The sequence below is a fragment of the Caballeronia sp. SBC1 genome, from assembly GCF_011493005.1.
GTDB lineage: Bacteria > Pseudomonadota > Gammaproteobacteria > Burkholderiales > Burkholderiaceae > Caballeronia.
Genome location: NZ_CP049159.1, coordinates 268,831 through 289,713 on the forward strand (window position 1 = coordinate 268,831; position 20,883 = coordinate 289,713).

A 20,883-nucleotide genomic window follows, 5' to 3' on the forward strand; every position below is an offset into this window, starting at 1 on the left:
TGCCAGACTTGCCATTCAGTGGTCCGATCGTATGCACCGGATGGCCGATTCGCGACAGCGCCGCATCGCATGGTCGTTGTATCGACGACGCAGCAAAGGGGGCGTCAAGCGCAGGCGAGCATGTGATTTTCATTTGGCCCGCGGTGTGAGGACGACCCTGTCCCGCTCATTCAGGATCAGCGCTGTGCATGCGGTTGACTGCGGCCGTCTCTGCGGCGTGCTCGCGCAACAATTCGTTCGCGAAGAGATTGTCGACGCCATTGGCCGATGACTAACAGAGCTACCAACGCGAACGCCATCGCCGCGACAACAATCGGCACCATTAAATCGACCATATACGCCTCCGTTTTTGAGATTTCTCGGGCAGCTTATCCGTAAAGATCGAACCTGATCGCGTACAGGACATTGAACCTGGGTGCCCAATACGAGCAGTCGAGAATCGGAAGTAGGCGGTTCTCGGCGTCTGGTTGCTTCGCGAGTAACGCACCGCAGCGTAACGCAGTCCCACCTTCCGGCCTTGCGCCGTAACACAGCAGATCCGAATAAACGGTGGCATGGTCGTTTCCTCGCGAGAGCACAGTCGGCAGTCCAATCAGTTCCGCGCCCCCTTCGGTGATTTTGATCACGCCGACCGTCCAGCGTCGATCCGTGTGACTCTCAAGTGGTCTCTATGTGATCAGCGGAACAGCTTCGATCAATGCGATGCCCAAGAGTGCGCCCATCGCTGCGCCAAGCATTTTCGGATGCCACCGGTCGAGATGTAATGCACTGAGCAGACCGCCAAGCAGAATAACTCCGAGCAATGCAAAGACGATCACCAGATACCCGATTTCGAAATCATTGTTGATAATCACGTTGCCTCCTTCACTACGGCCTCGATCTGCACGTCCAATGTGCGGAAAGTCCATCCATTGCCTCGTTCCAACTGTCACACCATTGGCAGTTGCAGGCTTGAGTTTCACTGTCGTTACGTTATTTTTATATCATGTCATGATATACAGATGCAAGATCCACGCACGAATTTTGTGCCCATGCGTATTACAAGCAGCGTATCGTCGATGCCGTCGAAGGTGACACTGTTCTGACGGACATTTTTCATATCAACTGGGCGAGAGGTGCGCGGGTCCGCGTATGTCACAACAGCGTCACGCGCGGCGAAAGAGGTGATCCGTTTGGATCGGAAAAGACCGTGATCGGAGACGGGGAAGGCCACCCAATCTATCTGTTCAGCACCGACTCGCCGCTGCGTTCGATGACGGCGATTTTGAAGCCATGGCGCTGTACGCTGGAACTGGCGATGCTCGAATCGATTCCGTCACCGGCGCGGCCGAGAGATTTCATCGCATCGCAACCGACGCCGCGACCCTTCTCAGCGCTGGCCCCGTCAGCTGACAGACTGTGCAAGCGAAGCAATTCGCCAGCACCACGTGCAGATATATGTATCGCATTGTCATATAATAAGTTGAGCATCGGTGCTATCCACCGATGCTCAACGAAATCGTAAAACATGCTGATTTCGAGGCACGCGAAGCGCCAACAATCCGGCTATCCAATCGGTGGGTATGGCGTATGCTGACCGGTCTTTCATGGACCGACAGGATCCAGTCAACGTGACCGGACAAAGCGCGGCACGCCTCGCATCCGTCGGCTCCATTTTCTACAGGAGTCCCTGCCATGCCACTCTCCCGCCGGCATTTCATGATACTTGCCGCATCCGTCGCATCGACGACGGTTCTTTCCACTGAGGCGCGAGCCGACGCCCCGTTGCTCGCCGAGAACGATCCGACCGCACAGGCACTTGGCTACAAGATGGATGCGGCCAAAGTGGACAAGGCAAAGTTCGCCCAGTATCAGGCTGGGCAGACCTGCGCCAATTGCCAGTTGTATCAGGGCAAGCCCGGCTCGGAAACGGGCCCCTGCCCAACCTACGGCGGCAAGCTGGTTTATGCGAAGGGATGGTGTAGCGCTTACGTGAAAAAGGCCTGAATCCCGCGCGCTAATGCTCAGTCACATGGAGTCGCATGTTGCTGCATGAGTAACCCGTGTCGAACGAAACGGTACCCCCGCGGCAGTGCGTGTCGATGTCCTGTCGAGGTCCATCAGGCGTCGCTGCGGCCCGAGCGATGTCTGGATGTTTTTTCTCCTGTTTGGGCTGGGGTCAACTCGGCCCCGGACCATAGCGAATACCAGCGCAGAGTCGAGGCGCGGGTAGGCGTCAGGCAGCAATGAATGTCGACCTTGAATCCAGGTCAATCCTGGCTGCAGGCATTTCCACCAACGGCCTTCGCGATGGTTATGGCGACAGGCATTGTCTCGATCGCGGCGCATCTCCTTAGCTACGACATCGTTGGATGGTTCCTGCTCGGCACCAATGCCTTGGCCTATCCCGCCCTGCTTGTCATTACGCTTTGCCGCCTTGTGCGCTATCCGCGCGCGGTGCATACCGATATCGTCGATCACGGCCGCTGGCCAGGTTTTCTCACTCTCGTCGCAGCGACCGCGGTGCTCGGCAGCCAACTGTCGATATATCATGTCCTGCCACAAGCTTTGCCGTGGCTGCTGGGTCTCGCGGCCGGACTCTGGCACGTCGTCACGTATAGGTTCCTCGCTGCAATGACCATTGGGCAAAGGAAGCCTGGTCTGCGCACCGGGCTCAACGGAACGTGGCTGCTGCTGGTCGTCGCCACCGAGTCCATTGCGGTCCTCGCGGCGGCCGTCGCATCGATCTACGGCGCTTCCACGCCACTCGATCTGCTGGCCCTCGCGGCGTGGCTGCTCGGCGGCAGCCTGTACATGATGCTGATCACGCTGATTTTCTATCGATGGTGCTTCGTGCCCTTGGCGACCGCGGACCTCACGGAGCCTTGGTGGATTAACATGCGAGCGATGGTCATTACTACGTTCGCCGGCAGCCGTCTCATTCTGGCCGGCCGCAGCTTGGCGGGTTGGCCGGGCGACGGCCAATTCGTGCTGTAGGTCCTGACTACCGCGTGCTGGGTCATGGCGACGTTCTGGATTCCTCTGCTCGCGGCTCTCTTCATCGAGAAACACGCCATCATTGGCGATCCAATACACTACACGGCTGGCGAATGGTCCGTCGTATTTCCACTGGGCATGTACTCTGCCGCCACCTACACTTGCGCCGATGCGGGCCACGTTCCCTTTCTCGCCAACGTGGCCCGCATCACCGTTCTGATCGCCTCCGCGACGTGGATTCTGGCCTCTATCGGACTGCTGCGCTCGGCGCTCAGATCGGTCAAAGGAAAATGACGGACCCGTATCAGGTCCCTCACGGTCAATCGAGCCGCCCTGTGCGTCCGAGGCTTTCGTTGCTTTTCTCCGCTTCAATGCGCTATCCGATGATCGATCAGCTCCTTGACGACGCGCGGATCTGCCAACGTAGAGACATCGCCCAGATTGTCGTAATCGCCATCAGCGATCTTCCGCAGGATGCGACGCATGATCTTGCCTGAGCGGGTCTTCGGCAGGACGGGTGCCCACTGAATGAAGTCAGGGCTGGCGATCGGGCCAATTTCCTTGCGCACCAGTGCCACCAGCGCCTCGCGCAACACGTCGGACGGTTCGACTCCGACCTTGAGCGTCACATAGGCGTAGATGCCCTGGCCTTTGAGCGCATGTGGGTAGCCGACCACTGCCGCCTCGGCAACATCGGGATGCATGACCAATGCGCTTTCCACTTCGGCGGTACCAAGCCGATGCCCCGAGACGTTGACGACGTCGTCGATCCGTCCGGTGATCCAGTAGTCGCCGTCCGCGTCGCGATAGCAACCGTCCCCGGTGTAGTACTTGCCTTCGAACTGGCTGAAGTACTGCTGTCGCATGCGATCCGGTTCGCCATACACGTAACGCATCTGTCCGGGCCAGGAATCGAGCATGCACAGGCTGCCTGCACCCGCCCCCTGGATCACCTCGCCCTTCTCGCCGATGAGCGCGGGCCGTACGGCGAAGAAAGGCCGCGTGGCCGCTCCGGGTTTGAGCGTCATGGCGCCCGGCAGCGGCGCAATCAGAATGCCGCCGGTTTCCGTTTGCCACCAGGTGTCGACCACGGGGCACCGCTTCTCGCCGACGACTTCGTAATACCATAACCACGCTGCTGGATTGATCGGTTCGCCTACCGTGCCCAGCAAACGCAGCGACTTGCGCGAGGTCTTCCTGACCGGCCCGTCTCCGTCGCGCACCAGGGCGCGGATCGCGGTTGGCGCGGTGTAGACGATTTGCACCTGATGCTTGTCGCACACCTGCCAGAACCGTGAACTGTCCGGATAGTTCGGTACACCCTCGAACATCACCGTGGTCGCGCCGTTGGCGAGGGGACCGTAGACGATATAGCTGTGTCCCGTCACCCAGCCAACGTCGGCAGTGCACCAGTAGACGTCACCATCGTGATAGTCGAAGACGTACTGGTGCGTCAGGGCGACGTACGTCAGATAGCCGCCCGTGGTGTGTACGACCCCTTTGGGTTTGCCCGTCGAGCCCGAGGTGTAAAGGATATACAACGGATCCTCTGCATTCATTTCTTCTGGCGGGCAGTCTGCGGAGCTCTGATTCATCAGATCCGCGTACCAATGATCGCGGCCTTCGCGCCATCCGACCTTGCCTCCCGTACGCTTGACCACAACGCACGTTTCGACTCCGGGGCATTTTTCCATCGCCGCATCGGCATTCTCCTTCATCGATATCGCGCGACCGCCTCGCACGCCCTCGTCGGCCGTGATGAGAATGTTGGAAGCACAGCCCGTGAGGCGGCCTGCGAGCGCCTCGGGAGAGAAACCGCCGAACACCACGGAGTGAATTGCACCGATGCGCGCGCACGCGAGCATCGCAACAGCCGCCTCGGGGATCATCGGCATGTAGATGGTCACACGGTCGCCGCGCTTGACGCCAAGCGCTTTCAGCACATTGGAGAACTTGCAGACTTCCGTATGAAGTTCGCAGTAGGTAAGGGTCCGGCTGACGGTGGGATCGTCGCCTTCCCAGATGATGGCCGCCTGATCGCCGCGCGTCTGCAAATGGCGATCGAGACAATTGCTGCAAGCGTTCAGCGTGCCGTCGTAGAACCATCGGACGTGCAGGTCATCGCTGGCAAATGAAACGTCTTTCACGCGTGTATACGGCCTGATCCAGTCGAGACGTTTGCCTTGCTCGCCCCAAAAGCCCTCCGGATCTTCTGCCGAACGCCGATACATCTCCTCGTAGCGAGCCTTATCGGCCCATGCATGCTTGGCCCAGTCCGCTGGCACAGGAAAGGTTTGATGCTCAGACATGGCTTCCTCCTTGAGGACGTTGCGCTGCCATGCCGGCGGCGGAGGCGCCCTTCGGCACGCTGCCCCGCCGGCGCCCAACCGCTACGCTGCTTGTGGATGTGGTTCTACGTAGGGGTGTGTCGGCAGCACGATACGCCCGAAGCTTTCATTGATCACCATCGCCGCCGACGCGTAGAACGCCAGCAAGGCCGTAATCAGGCCCGTATAACCGCCCAGATGCGTGGCGAGAACGGACCCCGTCCACGCTCCGATCGCCAGAAGCAGATAGGTGATCCAGAGGGCAAGGAAGACGACCTGCACGGACGTACTGGTGTGCATGGAGCCAATCCACATATAAAACGTAAACACGCCCCACACCAGCAGGTACCAGCCCACGAACGCTTCAGGCACCTTCGTGCCCAGGAACGCGACAAACAGGGCGAAGGACCACCAGAACGCGCCATAACTGAGGAATGCCACCATCCCGAGCGTATTGCCGCGCGGAAATTCGAGCACGCCAGCGATCATCTGCGCCGTGCCGCCGAAAGCGAACGCCAGTGCCAGCACCAGGCCCAATGCATCGGAATTGAACCAGCCTGCGTTGACCATGCTGAGCATCCACGTTGTGAATGCAAACCCGGCGAGTCCGAGGGGCGCCGGATTGGAAAATTTGCCACCCATGATTTGTCTCCGTGGTCATTGCTTCCGATTGCCATAGTCGAGCCATCTGCGCCGCTATGAGCACCCCAGTCGCCGATGTACTCAGCCGCGCGCGTGATCACGACACGGACGTCTGCTTCGACAGCCCCGTCCGCAGGCTGATTCCTGTTATTCATCGGAAATCCCCCGCGAGCCGGGCACAACTACGGCGCCGTTGCGCCTCGTGTTGCTTCCTGCAGTAACAGCTAGGAATCCCATGTTCATTATAGTCTTTATATCACGTCATGATATAAATTCCGATGGCTTACTCATGCGAGTGTCGCGGGCCGGATTTACTGGCTCGTAGGCTTGCGCCAGCCCGTCTAGCGTCGGTCGCGCAAGCGCCACAGTGCACTTCGGGCCTGTCGAAGGCCGGGATCGTTCGTCGCTAAGTTCCGTGACGAGTATTTGCAGAGCACGGGCGAGTAAATCGCGTACCAGCGCTCCATTTAGGTCGGCCGCGTGGAGCAGGAACTGGCTAGCGCCACCCAAGTAGGGAAAGTCAGTTGTCGTCTGACCGGACTCGCGGGCGCTGATGTGGTGCCGGCTCGTCTTTATCTGTGTCTGGACCTGGCGGTTTGGTCTGCGGCGCCGAAGCAGGGAGCGGCTTATCTCGCGTCGCCGGTGGCGCGGCAGGATTTGCGGTAGCGTCAGATGGCATCACGCTCTCCCGAGACTGGGGAAAATCCCGACCTTCAGATTAGCACTGAACCAATCGATTGACTCGGGGCACGACGCATACGTTTCGACCCTGCGACCGAGAGCAGTCCATGCTGGCGCATCAATGAGCGATTACCTATCGGCCTTCGAATTTGCCGCTACCGCAGCGCCTGAAAGCCGCGATTATTCGCTGACGGCCTCATTTTTCGTAGATCTCCGGGGGCGCTAGCATAACTAACTAACACCGCTAGCGTCGTCTACGTCTTGATGAGTCGTCAGCGCCGCGGGTATCTGGCCCGTCTTCACGTCCAGCCCGAGATGGACCTTACGCCAGGTCCGCCGCTTCGAGTAGCCGTGCTTGCGCACCTTCCATTCGCCTTCGCCGTAGAGCTTCCCGCCCGTACTATCGACAACCGGATGAATCGGGTCGCCGCTCGACATCTCGGGCAACGTCACCTGTAGTTCCTGGGCACGGCGGCTTAGCATCGTATAGCTGGGCACAGGCAGGTCCGCAAACGCGAGTTCACGAAGACTTTGCACAAAACCCTGAGAGGCTCGAAGCGTCAAATGATCAACGTGCTTAAGCGTTAGCACGGCCTGAATCACTGCGTCCGAGTAGACCTACGGTCTGCCGCGCTTAACAGCTCTCGCTTCGCTCCCATTCATGAATGCGCTCTCGTCGATCTACATGGTCAAGCTGCCTCGCGCAATCAGCCCTGCGTTGTACTCTGACCAATTCCTGACTCGATAAACCCCTTTGGGCTCACGACTCTTGCGTTCATCTTTGCGCATCTTCCCGCCAAATATCGCGAATCTACGCAGTTGCTCAAAGAGTTAGCAGGGGCGCCGCCCAGACCGTTGGATCGCCGCATATATGCAACAACGCCCTGCGCTTGCGTGAAAGTCGAACCGCCGTTACATTGCATCGGAAAGGAGCGAAAACGACGCGAACCGCACCGCGACCCGGCATCAATGATGAAGGATCATCGGGCACTTTCGCGTTCGCTGGCGTTTTTGAAGAGGATTGAGATGAACAGATTGGCCGCATTGCTTCAGCCAGCCGAGCATGGCGGGAATCGCGTAATCTCCACGCCTTGTTCGGCGGCAACCAGGCCGAAATCCTAAATCTGCTTGCCGACCTGCGTCGAAATGAGAAGTTCACTTCTCTCGCAGGATCTCGGTGTTGTAGTGCACCTGTGCGATCGCATAGCGTTCATGCTCAACGGCAAAATTGTTAAGACGTGTTGCACAAGTGATCTGTCGACAATTGAGCTATCTCATCCGTATTCGCGAGTGCTTGTCGATTCGCCACGCGGACGTTCTCAGAGGCAAGGTTGCTGACCGCATCCGTTTTCCGGAAACAAAGCGAATGCATTTGAGTTGGGATTCCGTGACAGACGCCCTATTTCAAAACCATAGCGGCAACTCTAACGAGTGTAGCAGCAAGGTCGCGTTATCCTAACTCGGCGATTCGCGGCGACGACGCATCCAGCGTCGTGTCCGTCAATGTCCGTTGCGCATCCGGTTCCTTTTTTACAGGCTCGGTGTTGATGCTTCATCAGAAAAACCTCCTCGATATCACGGTCATCCACGGCGATGGCCCGACGACGGCAGCGAAAAAGGGCGGCGACAACATTGGTTTCAGCGGGCACAAGAAAGTGAAGGGCGACAAGGTCGTCGCCTTCTGCGACCGCAACTGCAATGTGATCGCGCCGGTTGTTTCGGGCCCGGGCAATCGCCATAAATCCCCACTGCTTCGCGAAGCCCTTCCAAAGTTGAGGCGGACTGCCAAGGCGGTTGGCTTCGACCTTCACGGACGCATTGTCAGTCTGGATGGCGTCTATGACTGCTGCCTTAACCGCAAGGCCATTTTCAATTAGGGGATGATTCCCAACATCAATCCAAACTCCCGTGGTCGCAAAACACCAAAGCGAGGCCGCAAACCGCTCTTCGACCCCGCGATCTTCGAAGAGCGATTCAATACGATCGAGCGGCTGTTCGGTTAGGAAGACAAGTTCGGACGCTTGCTGCTTTGGTTCGATCGCCTCAGCGAGTTGCACATTTAGAACCCTGGCCTATACGATGATCAACCTGCGGCACTTCTGCCGCAGCTGATCTTCAAACCCATCTTTCTGATCCTTGATAGACGGAGTCAGGATCTCTCACGTCCATTGCATGGCGTTCCTTCACAACCATCGCCAAACATCTCTCGAAGCGGCCTCCCGCACCGGCGATCTACCCGATTTTGATTATGCGTGAACAGTCCACTCAACGCTTCCGTTCAGATCGAGGCACAAGCCCACAACCAGTAGAACGCGAGAAAGAACAGCACCCAGTAAAATTCGATATTCACGGCGATCACCTTTCGTCACCGATTCCGTCATGTCATTCCACAATTGCTCCACTTTGCCATCAGACAATGGCCGGCGAATCTGATGAGATCCTCGGGCATCCGTCCAATCAAGCGGCAAAGACGTGATGTCGACATATCGTCGCCATCGCGATGGCAATTCTCAAGGCATCTCCTGAACGCTGAAAAACCCTTCGTTTCGGGTCACACAGTAGCTTTCAATGTGCGCAGGTGTCGTCTTGCCACTCGATGACGGTCACCCGCTGATAGACCGCACGAGCTCCAGACCCTTCGTCGGCCACCGGATCGCTGCGCACATGCGTAGATCTGGCAGCGCTTGTAGTCTTCGTATGAATACTCGTTCATCGCCCCCCCGGCTCAAAACCTTGCGCGGCTCACAACCGGAAACTTCGAACAGACACCAAACGACACGCGCTCAAGCAGTAGCGCATGGTTTTCTCCCGTCCACCAGCGCGCGAAGAGGCCATGCCGTGATGCCCGATGACGACCAGATCGACCTTCAACGAAATGGCGAGGCGTGAGATCTTCAACAAGCTCGTCCTACATTGCGACAACGCTGTGAGGAATTCCTGCTCTACGGCTGAATCAGCACCAGCTTTGCCAATGATGGGCGATTGACTCATCTTCATTATATATCACACAGTGATGTATAACTCTCGATTTCGCGTTGAGCACTTGACGGCATCGCGGTCACTGACCGTTCGAGGTGGGATGTCATTGTCCAGTTCAATCGGCCGGCGGTAAGTTCGCCGCCGACTTTCGCGCGACGCGCTCAGAGAGCGTTGGTCGCGCCGATGACGGTTTCGTGCGCCGGTGGCTCACTGGCTGTCGAGCCGAGCCAGAGCGCTGCGTGCGCGACCCGGTCGAGACGTTCGGCAGGGTCCGTCCAGCGACGTGCGCGGACCGTGGTTCTTACAGTCCTCCCGGCCGATGGCTATCGTCGTGACCGCTTGCGAATTAGACTTGCGATAGCCATTCGGTGCGGCGCCGCTTGAATGGCCTCCTCACTGCTTGCCCTACCGGCTTTGGGCTACCTTCGCGCGTGGATTTTGCCCGGGAACCCCACGTTCCACGTTATCGGATGATTTCAAAGCGTTTTCAATACGCTCGCGAGACGCATTCCGAGGGGACGAGCGAGCTCCTCACGTGACCCAGGGTGAGCTGATGCAGGCTCGACCATCTTTGAAAGCATTCGGGTGTTCTACCGGCGCACCTGCAACCACGACATTGCGATCAGCCACGCCGATGATCGCCACGTCTTGACCGGTGCATCGTGCACTGCATTGGAAGTAACGCAAGCGCCATACCCCCGTATCCTTAGATTAGAAGCTGTTGCTAAATTAGTTGATTAGGGATTTCAGAGGCGTCCAACAAATCAATGCGCAAGCTAAAGATAGGAATGCCTCATGGACATGATCATAGCGTCCGTAGCAAATCTTCAAGCGCCGAAACGAGTGAAGCCAGACAATAGATTGCTCGACTGGCCACCGCGTCTTACCGAGTCCGCTTCGGACTACGGCAACGCCGAATATGCGTGGGAACTGTGGGGCCGGGATTGCGGAATAGAGAACAAGCACTCTTCTACGAGTCCATCATAAAAGCATTTTCGGTCTATGCGACTCACGTGTGTTCCCGTGGAGTTTCGGAGGGGCTCAGATGAAGCTTACGATCGGGCGCCCCGCTTGACACAATGGATAGAGCACGCCGCTCACCGTGCGCTGCTCCCGCGACGGTTAATGACCGCGTCCACCCTCCTTCAACTCGTCTCCAGCCTGATTCGCATCCTTTGAGGGGTGGCAAAAGGCCTTAGACAATGAGCCGGCAGCGGCATGCTGGCTGAACGCGCGGCCACCTACGGGCAAGAGCTCTCGTCGACGCTACGGTTCAGTGAGTCGCCCCATGCAGTCATTTCGCGGCGCGCGACCGAAGCCGGAGCCCCTCTCAGAACGGCAAACTGTGTCGCTCCGCCAGTCCCCCGGAAGCAGATATCGAAAGTCTGGTCGCCGACATGCAGGTCCCTGAGCGTCACATCACTCAACCACGGCGGCAGGACCGGGTCGACGTAGAGCATCTTGTGCGGCGCATCCGGCTGGAGCCCGAGAATCGCGTGCAGCAACGAGAAAACCGATCCTGCGGCCCATGCCTGCGGCACGTTGGCCCCCGGATACTGAACGGGAAAATTCGCCGCGTCCCGATGCAGGCCTGCATAGAGTTCGGGTAACTGATTGAGCATGAAAAAGCTCCCTGCCCCGCATACGTCGTGCGCGATCTGGCCCGTCTCGTTGGCATAGCCATAGCGCCTGAAGCCTTGCGCGATGAGGCCGTTGTCGTGCGGCCAGACTGCGCCGTTCTGGTACGAATACGGGTTGTAGGCGGGATGACTCGCCGACAGCGTGCGAATGCCCCACCCGCTCCACATGTCCGGCTGCATGAGCCGTGCGACGACACGCCCAGCCCGTTCAGGCGGTACGATGCCAGACCACAGGCAATGGCCGGGATTGGACGCGACACTCAAGACTTTCTTCTTCTCGCCGTCGAGTGCAAACGCGTAAAAGCCTGTCTCCTCGTCCCAAAACGCTTCATTGAAATGAGTGAAGAGCGCAGCGGCTTTCGCGCGCAAAACCGCTGCGCGAGCGACGTCACCCAGCGCATCATAGATTTGTGCCATCCGCAACCACGCATCGTAGACATAGCCCTGTAACTCACAGAGCGCCTTGGGGCCCTCCACCAGCGTCCCGTCGGGATACACCAAAGCGTCGCCGGAATCCTTCCAGCTCTGGTTTTCAAGACCGGCCGACGAGCGCGTGGCGTATTCCTGAAAGCCGTCACCGTCACGGTCCCCGTACTGATCGATCCAATCCAGGCATCGCTCGGCGGTCGGCAGATGACGCCTGAGCAGTTCGCGGTCACCGGTACAGCACCAGGCAGTATGCAGGGTGATGAGATAAAGAGGCGTCGCGTCCGCTGTGCCGTAGTACGGCGTGTGCGGCACCAGTTTGAGCTTTGCCAGCTCTCCCAGGCGGAGCTCGTGCATGATTTTACCGGGCTCGGCATCGCGATAGTCGTCGCGCTTGGTCGCCTGCCGGGCGCCGAGCACATCCAGCGTCCCGCGCGCAAAATCGGAATAGACGAGCGAAGTCTGCAGCGAGGCGATCAAGCTGTCACGTCCGAACAGCGCCACGAACCACGGCAAACCAGCGGCCGGCACAAGTTGCATGTGGTCGGCGCCACGAGCGGGCAGGCGCAGTGCTGCCATGTCGTCGGTTGCCTGACGAAACAGGCGCCGGAATCCGTCGTTGCTGCTATCGAGCTTGAGCACCGCGCACTGCCAGTCTGCGAGCCGCTTGCTGTTCTCCGACGTGTCGCGGTCCTGTCTGGTACACCCGTCCGGTGCCGGATAGCTTTGCTCGCCGTCTGACAGATCGTAGCTGAGACAGCTATGCCAGTGGCCACCGGGGGCCAGTTCGACGTCGAACGTAAGCCGGCCATTTGCGTACACCGCCGGCGCGCCGTTGTTACGCGCCGTCATCGCGACCTCGCGGGAAAAGTCCTGGTTGCGGTACGCGGTAACGAGACGCTGCTGCTGCTCGAACCATTTCGTGGTGATGTGGCCGCGCCGGACGAAGTGACCGGACTTGACTTCGAAGAGGTCGGCGAAATCGCTACGCACCGCGATTTCGAGATTGAAGCGCACCTTCGACCGACCGTAGTTGACCAGATCAAGATCTTCGTGCACACCGCCGCCGATATGACGACTCAGCATAAGCCCGACCGTGTGCGGCGCGATGGGGCCGGCTTCGGTGACGAGTGCACGGTTGGCCAGAAAGATACGCGCGGTGAACGACGTGGTCGTGCCACCGTTGAGCAGATCCCAGGACTCCCCGTTGGCATACACCGTCCAGCTGCTGATCACCCGGGTGTCGTAGAAGTACAGACCCTTCTGGCCCGACGCCTCGATCTGGCCATCTAATGCGGTCAGGAGAACCGCGTGCCCCTGATGGATCGCGAGCTGAGGCGGCCCCACCTTGATCTCCAGCGACATGGTTTTCTCCTCGTGTATCTGTATCCGACTCCCCCGCACCATTCATACCAGGCACCCGGTGCTCCTGTGCGGGATCCGAAACCAGCGGCAAACCCGCAACGCCAGTCACTGTCAACTATATCGTACCGTGATGTATTTACCGGGTCGCGTTGTCCGGCAGGCGCGGTCGGGTCTGCAGGGCCCGCGCCCGCGTTGCGGTGGTTCGCCGGTGTTCATCTTTACCGCAGGGAGGGCGCTTATTTTCGGTGAAAACAGTCCCGTGCGAAGCGTCGAGCAGGTACGGGAGCAATCGAATATCTTCGCACGCGTTGTGCTGTGGGACTGTCAGCAACACGATCCCGACAATTTGATGTGCCCAAAGTCACTCTGCTTGAATGCCACTTCCGCCTTACCGTATCGCTCCAACCTGATCCAGACAATCCGGGTGAAGCGGATCGGAACGCAGACCGACGCCCAGGGCAACGCGCGCATCCATCATCGCGATGTGCCATGCGCTGGCGAGTACGGTGACTGATGCAGACAGACTCGCGCGCGTCCCGCGCTCCTTCGGGTACGCCCGTAGGTCGGATAAAAAGCGAGCAAGTATTACTACGACGTGTCGAATGCGCTCTACGCGCCGAAGTCAAAACATGGTCCGGAATCAAGAATGCCTGACTCAGGGTATCGAGGTTTCCGGATTCCTTTCGCTTTAATACCCGGGTAGCGTCAGAGCGAATAGTTGTGGAGTTCGGACGATTGAACACACTCTGTTTTCCATTCGCCGGATGCCCGATGTCCGACGCGCTCGAAGGAGAACGACCCATGTTACGCAGCATGAAGGATCTGGAGGACTATGCCGTCAGCGCGACCGACGGCCTCATTGGTCACGTGAAGGATTTTTATTTCGATGATGAAGCCTGGGTCATCCGCTATCTCGTCGTTGACACTGGCACCTCGCTGTCGAGTCGGAAAGTGTTGATCTCCCCGATCGCGATCGGCCAGCCGAACTGGACGGACAAGGTACTGCCCGTCTCGATCACGAAAGAGCAGGTCAAAAACAGTCCCGACATTGATACCCAGAAACCGGTGTCGCGACAGCACGAAGTACGCTACCTTGGGCATTTTGGCTATCCGTACTACTGGGGCGGAACCGGGCTCTGGGGTAACGGACCGTACCCGCATACGATCGCCACAGGCTTTGCAGGCTACGTTTCGATGCCGCAAGCCATACAGTCGGAAGCGGAGCAAGCTTCTGCACACGCTGAGGCAGCGCAGCATCAGGATGACGATCTCCACTTGCGCAGTTACAAAGCGGTAACGGGCCATCACGTCCAGGCAACCGACGGCAATATCGGCCATCTCCAGGGCCTACTCGTCGATGACGAAACCTGGGCCATTCGATATCTGATCGTGAACACGAGCAACTGGTGGCTCGGCCATAACGTGCTCGTCGCGCCGCAATGGATCCAGGAGGTGAACTGGTCCGACGCCACGGTCGCCGTCAACCTGACACGGCAAGCAGTGAAAGACGCCCCGCCGTACGACTCAGCGGCGCAGCTGGATCGGCTGCAGGAAGTGGCTATCCACGAACATTATCGACGCCCGGGCTATTGGGCAGACGAACCGTAACATGACGCCGCAATATTAGGTTCGCGCGAGAAGGAGCTTGCAAAATAGCAGGCCTCATTCAGACGCAAAAACGATCTCGTCCTCAATCAAGTAGCTCCCGCTTTCTTTCAGCGTTGCTTGCTGCGAGCGCGGTACGGCAGGCAACCCATTCGAAGTCGACTCAAAACGCAACAGCGAGACAACACCATGAAACGCTTAGCTCTTTCCGCCTCGCTCACAGCGTGCCTATGCTTTGCTTTTGCCGCGCCGTTGCGCGCGGTTCAGCCGACAGCAACCGCCGCCGCGCGCAACCAGACTCATGACGCGAATGCGGCCGCCAGCAAGAAGCCTGCGCAGAAATGCCTGGGCGATCTGCGCGCCTTCGCTGGCCAGATGCAAAAGGACGGCTACTGGTTGCATGGATCCGGACCCGACTCCGGCTATGGCTATCCGATGTACGGTTACGGTTACGGCGAGCGCGGAATGTTGCCCACCGGTGACATGAACAACGGCACGAACGGCACTCCGGCCGCGGCCGGAGCCGACTACTGGCGGGCGCGGCCCGGCTACGAGGCCCGGACGCTTATTGCTTCGGCCAACATCCTTGCGCAGCACGGCCAGCAGCAGGCCTGTGAGGCATTGCTCGCCGCAACCCACAACATCTACAAAGGCTATGCGGCAGATCTGCGCAAAGGCAATGTGCCAAAAGCCGACGAGCTGGGTTGGCAGCGGCAGCAGATCGCCGCCGCCCAACCGGTCACCGGTAGCAACACCTCGTTCCGGTCCGATCAGTTGGTTGGCACCGACGTGGTCAACCCGCAAAACGACGATCTTGGAAGCGTCAAAGATATTGTCCTGAGTCCGCAGACGGGCAAGATCGCTTACCTGGTGATCGGTCGGGGCGGGGTGTTCGGCATCGATGAGAAATACGTCCCGGTGCCCTGGGACGCCTTCAAGGCGACCCCTGGCGCGAACCTGCTGGTGCTCGACACGACCAAGGGCAACATGGACGCCGCTCTGCAGGTTAGAGAAGACCAGTTCTCAGCGAATGGTGACTTCGGTCAGCAGAGTAAAAAGGTGGACGATTACTGGAAGGCGCACCTGACGAAGTGACCTCGCCGGATGGCGTGCCCATAACTCCGGAAGTGACGCGCCAAGCATCGCGCATTGCCCGACTCGATAGCGATGACGGCGCGCGCACCAGCGGAGCCAATGAAAGTGTCAAACTAAAATGACGCCGACACACTCTAATAGCGGTTCAAGTTGATTTGTTCGTCGCTTGTCGCGTTTCGGCCGCCGAAGCCCGGGCACAGACCGCGATCAAAACGATGTGCCTTGTTTGTTCATTCGCACGTAGGTTGCAAGCCAACTCGTGTCCGTTGAGCTCTGGCATATCAATGTCCGAGCGGCCGACGTCTGGTGTCATTCCAAAGCCAAAGCCTTAATCGTGGCCTCGGCACCATCCGAAGCCACCAGATCGAATCTCGCAAGCGCGAAACAGGCTGCGAGTGCTTCCACCGAGTCGCGATGAGCGTCGGCCAGCAAAACTCGCATAGCGCAGCTTCGAGGATTTAGGGTTCGGGCGGTGTCGTCTTCTGCTCGGCATTTTGCATCTGCTTCACGGGTCCGCCCTATAGAAATAGATGCGATCTACATATTGTTCCTGGCACTTCGAGGAAGCTCAGCCCCCTCTGTGCGCGTGTTCAACCAGTGAGAGATTGGGAACGGCATTTGCTGCACCTCAATCATTGGTCGAGGTGCTCAACCGCATGTTAGAGCGGCAACCATGAGCACAGATCAGTGCAACGGCAGAAAGGTCAAGTAGGGTCAACGAAGTGGTTGGCGAAGTCACGGGTGACAAGGCGCAGGAAGTAAAAGGTGCAGGAAGTAAGGAGGAAGGCCCAACAGGTCGCGGGAGCAAGCGAGAGGAATACGGTACCGCGACGGGAGCGCGAAAAAGAACAAGCCCATAGTCGTGGTCAGCAACGAGCGTGGGTGGCACCTTCGCACCGTTCCGGCCGCACAGCGCACCAATGCAATCGGGCGCGATCTTTGCCGTAGGCGCATCGTACGAAGCCTACAAAGGGTGATCTCGAGAATTCAGATTGATAGGCTCCCAGACCAGTGGCGACGATGGTCAGTTTTCCATCGATAGCACCATCACTGCGCTCTTGTGCTTCGCCCCCGGGTCAAGCACAGCGTAATGCGGCTCGCGGGTGTCGGGTCGAGATTGTCGCAGGTCCTCGGCGAACGCCGCAACACTTGTTCGGCTCGTGGCTGAGCCTGGAGTGCCGAACCGCCGCCTTGCGGTTTTCGTACACGGTATCAGTGTCGAATACCCAATTCGGGACCTCAACTCTGCATGAGTTGGAGCCTGCACCTTCCGGAAAGAGCTAACCATGCGAATCGCACAGATTGCACCGCTGCACGAAGCAGTTCCCCCGAAATTCTATGGTGGCACCGAGCGGGTCGTGTCCTATCTCACCGATACTCTCGTCGACCAGGGGCACGACGTGACCCTGTTCGCAAGCGGAGACTCGCACACGAAGGCGACGCTCGAAGCAGCGTGGCCGCGTGCGTTGCGCCTCGACCCGTCGATCCGCGACGTTCTCGCTCCGCACATGCTGCTCCTGGAAAAGGTGCGTCATGTCGCCCACGAATTCGACGTGTTGCACTTCCACCTCGACTACCTACCATTCTCGCTGTTTTCGGAGCTGGGCGTGCCGTTCGTCACCACCCTCCACGGCCGACTCGACCTGCCAGAATTGCAACCGGTGTTCAGTACGTTCTCGAAGGTGCCGGTCATTTCGATTTCGGATTCGCAGCGCCTTCCGCTACCGCAGGCGAATTGGCTGAAGACGATCTATCACGGTCTGCCGGAAAACCTACTAACCCCGCAGACGCTGAAAGAACCGAGATATCTCGCCTTCCTCGGTCGTATCTGTTCGGAGAAACGCCCTGATCTCGCCATCGAGATCGCTGCACAAAGCGGTCTACCCTTAAAGATTGCCGCCAAGATAGACAAAGCTGACGAGGAATACTTCAAGAACACGATCACGCCGCTGCTGTCGCGGGCGAACGTCGAATTCCTCGGCGAAATCAACGAGCTGCAGAAGCCAGAGTTCCTCTCGGGTGCGCATGCACTGCTGTTCCCGATCGACTGGTCCGAGCCCTTCGGCCTCGTCATGATCGAGGCGATGGCATGCGGCACGCCCGTCATCGCGTTCAACCGTGGCTCGGTGCCGGAAGTGATCGACCACGGCGTGACGGGTTACATTTGCGAAAACGTTCAAGACGCGGTGGACGCACTCCAACGCATCGATGAACTGTCGCGCCCGGAAATCCGTGCTCAGTTCGAACGCCGGTTCGGCGCCAAAACGATGGCGCAGAATTACGTCGACATCTACACGGGGCTGCTTCAGTCGGAAGCACGCCCGGTGTTGCGGCGTTCCGCCGCAAGGTGATCTGCGTCGAGACACCTTCCGATCACGAATCCCGGACGCCGAAATCCACGTCCGCTGGTCGGTGACAAGCAACTTGTCCGGTCGTGAATAGCGGCAAACGGTTGGGCCGGAGACGAAGCACCGTGGCCGCGCCAAGGCGGCGGAGCCTTAGGATGAGTTGCTCGAAAACGAACTAGCGATCAGCCTCATTGCAATTGCTTACCTGGCTTTGCGATTCCCGGTCCGACCTGTTGAGCCGCTCACACGTCAGTGCCCCTGCAATCTTTCGGCGTGTCATCCCTCAAAGAGGAGACCGCGCCGCAGAGGGGCTCAACGCACCGTTATCGCGTGGATGATAGTTGCCGGCTAGCGCCAGTACCATCACTCGAAGCATGATCTCATGGGGCTTGTTCAAGACCCTCCGCATTAAGTCGGCGCCACTTCACTAATTCGGTGGACTAGTCGGTGGCTCAATAGCTAATGCTAAGCGGCGCGATGCGCGGCAGTGAGCGCTGCGAAAAGTTTCCACGAATAGGGAACACGGGGCAGTGTTTGTCGAACTCAAATGAAGACGAACATCGCGACCACGGCGGTGGCCATCACCCCTGTCGCGAGCCATCCAAGGACCCGCAGCGGCACCGGGATGACGAACTTTCCCATAATGTTAGCGTTCGACGCCATCAGCATCATCAGCACCATGATTGGCACCGACGTGACGCCGTTGATGACAGCGCTCCAGAACAATGCCTTGATCGGGTCGATCGACGTGAAGTCGAGCGCGAGACCCACAACCGTCGCGAGCACGATGATCCCGTAAAACCGTTTCGCCAGTTGCGGTTCCAGCGCGAGGCTGTTTTTCCACCGGAACGTGCCAGCCATCGCGTACGCAGCGGAGCCGGCCAACACCGGCAACGCGAGCAGCCCCGTGCCGATGATACCGAGACTGAAGAGCAGGAACGCAAACTCGCCCGCAATGGGTTTCAACGCGGAAGCGGCCTGGGCAGAAGTCTGTATATCGACGATGTTGTGCGAATGCAGCGTGACCGCGGTCGTCAGGATAATGAAAAACGCGATGAGATTGGAAAATGCCATCCCGATCGACGTATCCAGGCGTATGCGGTTCAAATTTGCAGGGCCCTGCGACGGCGTTTTTTTCAGTGCTTGCTGCCCTTCTTTTGCGTGCATCTCCTCGACCTCTTGCGACGCCTGCCAAAAGAACAGATACGGGCTAATGGTCGTGCCAAACACGGCGACCACCGTCGTGATGTAGCTTGCGCTCCACGACCCGTGCGGAAACACCGTGCGCATGGCCACGGTCGCCCACGGAATCTCGACCGCGAAGACGACGCCAACATACGCGAACAGCGCCAGGGTCAGCCACTTGAGCACGCGGACATAAACGCCGTATGGCAAGAAGACCTGCAACACCAGCGAAAACACGCCCAATCCAACCGTATAGACCCGCGTCGGTCCACCGACGAGCAGATTGACGGCGGCGCCCATTGCAGTCAGATCGGCAGCGATGTTGATCGTGTTTGCAACGAGCAAGAGAATGACGGTGCCATATAGCAACCACCGCGGGTAGTGGCGTCGCAAATTCGTCGCGAGACCATGGCCACTCACCCGACCGATCCTCGCGCTCACGACCTGAATGGCCACCATCAGCGGATACGTTAGCAAGACCGTCCATAGGAGATTGAGGCCGAATTGCGCGCCCGCCTGCGAATAGGTTGCAATGCCGCTCGGATCGTCGTCTGCGGCACCCGTGATAAGCCCTGGTCCTAGCTTCGCAAACCATGCATCGGCTTCGCTTTCCGCCTTCGTGGACGCGTCGACGTCATATTCCATGACCGCTCGTAAGTGGCTGAGAAGATGTCCCATTGTAGAAGCGAACCAGCTGAATTTGGCAATGGGGCCGAACCCGCTATCGGACAATCATCCGGCCCGTGCGGCAGGGCTTCTGGTTCCCAAACACCTCGTTGAATCGCGCCAGGAACGTAGCGGCCTTCGTCCGCAACCCCGTCACGCCTGCGACGACGTCCAGCACATCGTAATTTCGCCATCGGCAACAACGCATCGTAGACCCAGTCCTATGTCTCTTAGAGAGGCCGCGGGATTTATAGCGATCGACTACTATCGGCAAAAGAGCCGCAGACTTAATTTACATCATGCGGCGTTCACTGACACGTTGGCCGTTCAATGGGTTGTTCGTCGTCACGCAGTTCGGTTTCTTGGCACTCACGCAGCTCGTCAGGAGTTGGACGCGGGCGGTACTTTTCCAGACACTGTCTGGAAGTGGTACTGGTCTGCCGCCGCGTGTCCGTTTGGCGCAAACGAGAAGCACCATCGGAACAGCGTCCCGTGATCGCACACCCGCAAATTGGAGTTGCGAGGCCGACTGCAACAAGGACAACATTGATCCATGCGGAGGATGGTCGCCGAAAGCTTCTCTCCCGATCACGGTGAAGCGAGGTCGTCGTAATCAACTCGGTCGGTTTTACGATTGGCACGTGAGACCGGTGTCGTGCTGTCGGTTGGCCGACCAGGTTAAGCTGATCGGAATGAAAAGGTTGCAGCCGGCGCGGACTCGACGATAGTCCTCGAATAGTGCGCAGGCCAAACTGCGCGCGGGCGAAACGAGGAGGCTAATGCGCGAGAGGTTCGACTCCCTGATGGATTTCCCTAGAGGAACCTTTCGGGCGAGCCGATTCGATCGAGTATTCCAGCGGGTCCAAAATGCTAGCGGGAGCGAGCACCACGTCCCGCCCACACTCATTTCGTTAGAGTAGATATCCATAGCTCTTTGTCCCGATAATT

10 protein-coding genes and 4 pseudogenes are annotated in these 20,883 nt (G+C 58.6%); 7 read left to right on the forward strand and 7 right to left on the reverse strand.

Features of this window, described 5'->3' with window-relative positions:
- Positions 1-668: 668 nt before the first annotated feature.
- Positions 669-854 (reverse strand): hypothetical protein, encoded by a 186-nt coding sequence (locus SBC1_RS36245; RefSeq protein ID WP_165106515.1) that lies wholly within the window; start codon positions 852-854, stop codon positions 669-671.
- Between the two features lie 155 nt (positions 855-1,009).
- Between SBC1_RS36245 and SBC1_RS40285 the strand changes: the two are divergent.
- The 3 genes and pseudogenes from SBC1_RS40285 to SBC1_RS36260 form a co-directional block, all read left to right on the forward strand.
- Positions 1,010-1,380 (forward strand): annotated as a pseudogene (locus SBC1_RS40285) (nitronate monooxygenase); the annotation flags it as partial.
- A gap of 294 nt (positions 1,381-1,674) precedes the next feature.
- Complete coding sequence (locus SBC1_RS36255) at positions 1,675-1,986, forward strand: high-potential iron-sulfur protein (RefSeq protein ID WP_165105229.1); 312 nt, start codon at positions 1,675-1,677, stop codon at positions 1,984-1,986.
- 243 nt (positions 1,987-2,229) lie between these two features.
- A pseudogene (locus tag SBC1_RS36260) lies at positions 2,230-3,270 on the forward strand (tellurite resistance/C4-dicarboxylate transporter family protein).
- Positions 3,271-3,344: 74 nt separating this feature from the next.
- Here the strand turns inward: SBC1_RS36260 and acs are convergent.
- The 3 genes and pseudogenes from acs to SBC1_RS36280 form a co-directional block, all read right to left on the reverse strand.
- Positions 3,345-5,285 carry an acetate--CoA ligase gene (gene acs, locus SBC1_RS36270; protein WP_165989187.1) on the reverse strand — a complete coding sequence of 647 codons (1,941 nt, stop codon included), beginning with the start codon at positions 5,283-5,285 and terminating at the stop codon, positions 3,345-3,347.
- A gap of 81 nt (positions 5,286-5,366) precedes the next feature.
- The gene (locus SBC1_RS36275) at positions 5,367-5,945 is read right to left on the reverse strand and encodes an acetate uptake transporter family protein (protein WP_165105221.1); all 579 of its coding nucleotides are present in this window, start codon (positions 5,943-5,945) and stop codon (positions 5,367-5,369) included.
- 930 nt (positions 5,946-6,875) lie between these two features.
- A pseudogene (locus tag SBC1_RS36280) lies at positions 6,876-7,415 on the reverse strand (IS5 family transposase); the annotation flags it as partial.
- Between the two features lie 704 nt (positions 7,416-8,119).
- Here SBC1_RS36280 and SBC1_RS36285 point away from each other — a divergent pair.
- Positions 8,120-8,503 carry a hypothetical protein gene (locus SBC1_RS36285; RefSeq protein ID WP_241202480.1) on the forward strand — a complete coding sequence of 128 codons (384 nt, stop codon included), beginning with the start codon at positions 8,120-8,122 and terminating at the stop codon, positions 8,501-8,503.
- A 1,831-nt stretch (positions 8,504-10,334) separates the two neighbouring features.
- Here the strand turns inward: SBC1_RS36285 and SBC1_RS36290 are convergent.
- Positions 10,335-10,502, reverse strand: a pseudogene (locus SBC1_RS36290) (transposase); the annotation flags it as partial.
- Between the two features lie 344 nt (positions 10,503-10,846).
- Positions 10,847-13,036, reverse strand: a complete 2,190-nt coding sequence (locus tag SBC1_RS36295) for a glycogen debranching N-terminal domain-containing protein (protein ID WP_165105219.1) — start codon at positions 13,034-13,036, stop codon at positions 10,847-10,849.
- Between the two features lie 801 nt (positions 13,037-13,837).
- Between SBC1_RS36295 and SBC1_RS36300 the strand changes: the two genes are divergently transcribed.
- The 3 genes from SBC1_RS36300 to SBC1_RS36310 all read left to right on the forward strand — a co-directional run bounded on the left by SBC1_RS36300 (position 13,838) and on the right by SBC1_RS36310 (position 18,087).
- Entirely contained in the window at positions 13,838-14,644 is an 807-nt protein-coding gene (locus SBC1_RS36300; protein ID WP_165105217.1) for a PRC-barrel domain-containing protein, read from the forward strand.
- Positions 14,645-14,830: 186 nt separating this feature from the next.
- Positions 14,831-15,736 carry a PRC-barrel domain-containing protein gene (locus tag SBC1_RS36305; protein ID WP_165989189.1) on the forward strand — a complete coding sequence of 302 codons (906 nt, stop codon included), beginning with the start codon at positions 14,831-14,833 and terminating at the stop codon, positions 15,734-15,736.
- Between the two features lie 1,286 nt (positions 15,737-17,022).
- Entirely contained in the window at positions 17,023-18,087 is a 1,065-nt protein-coding gene (locus SBC1_RS36310) for a glycosyltransferase family 4 protein (protein WP_165105213.1), read from the forward strand.
- A 540-nt stretch (positions 18,088-18,627) separates the two neighbouring features.
- On the opposite strand, the gene SBC1_RS36315 is transcribed toward SBC1_RS36310, so the two are convergent.
- Entirely contained in the window at positions 18,628-19,914 is a 1,287-nt protein-coding gene (locus SBC1_RS36315; RefSeq protein ID WP_165105211.1) for an NRAMP family divalent metal transporter, read from the reverse strand.
- Between the last annotated feature and the right edge of the window lie 969 nt (positions 19,915-20,883).

Bases quoted from the DNA above. Each gene is read 5' to 3' on its own strand.
- SBC1_RS36255 (WP_165105229.1), top strand. From the start codon at position 1,675: ATGCCACTCTCCCGCCGGCATTTCATGATACTTGCCGCATCCGTCGCA.
- acs (WP_165989187.1), bottom strand. From the start codon at position 5,285: ATGTCTGAGCATCAAACCTTTCCTGTGCCAGCGGACTGGGCCAAGCAT.
- SBC1_RS36275 (WP_165105221.1), bottom strand. From the start codon at position 5,945: ATGGGTGGCAAATTTTCCAATCCGGCGCCCCTCGGACTCGCCGGGTTT.
- SBC1_RS36295 (WP_165105219.1), bottom strand. From the start codon at position 13,036: ATGTCGCTGGAGATCAAGGTGGGGCCGCCTCAGCTCGCGATCCATCAG.
- SBC1_RS36300 (WP_165105217.1), top strand. From the start codon at position 13,838: ATGTTACGCAGCATGAAGGATCTGGAGGACTATGCCGTCAGCGCGACC.
- SBC1_RS36305 (WP_165989189.1), top strand. From the start codon at position 14,831: ATGAAACGCTTAGCTCTTTCCGCCTCGCTCACAGCGTGCCTATGCTTT.
- SBC1_RS36310 (WP_165105213.1), top strand. From the start codon at position 17,023: ATGCGAATCGCACAGATTGCACCGCTGCACGAAGCAGTTCCCCCGAAA.
- SBC1_RS36315 (WP_165105211.1), bottom strand. From the start codon at position 19,914: ATGGAATATGACGTCGACGCGTCCACGAAGGCGGAAAGCGAAGCCGAT.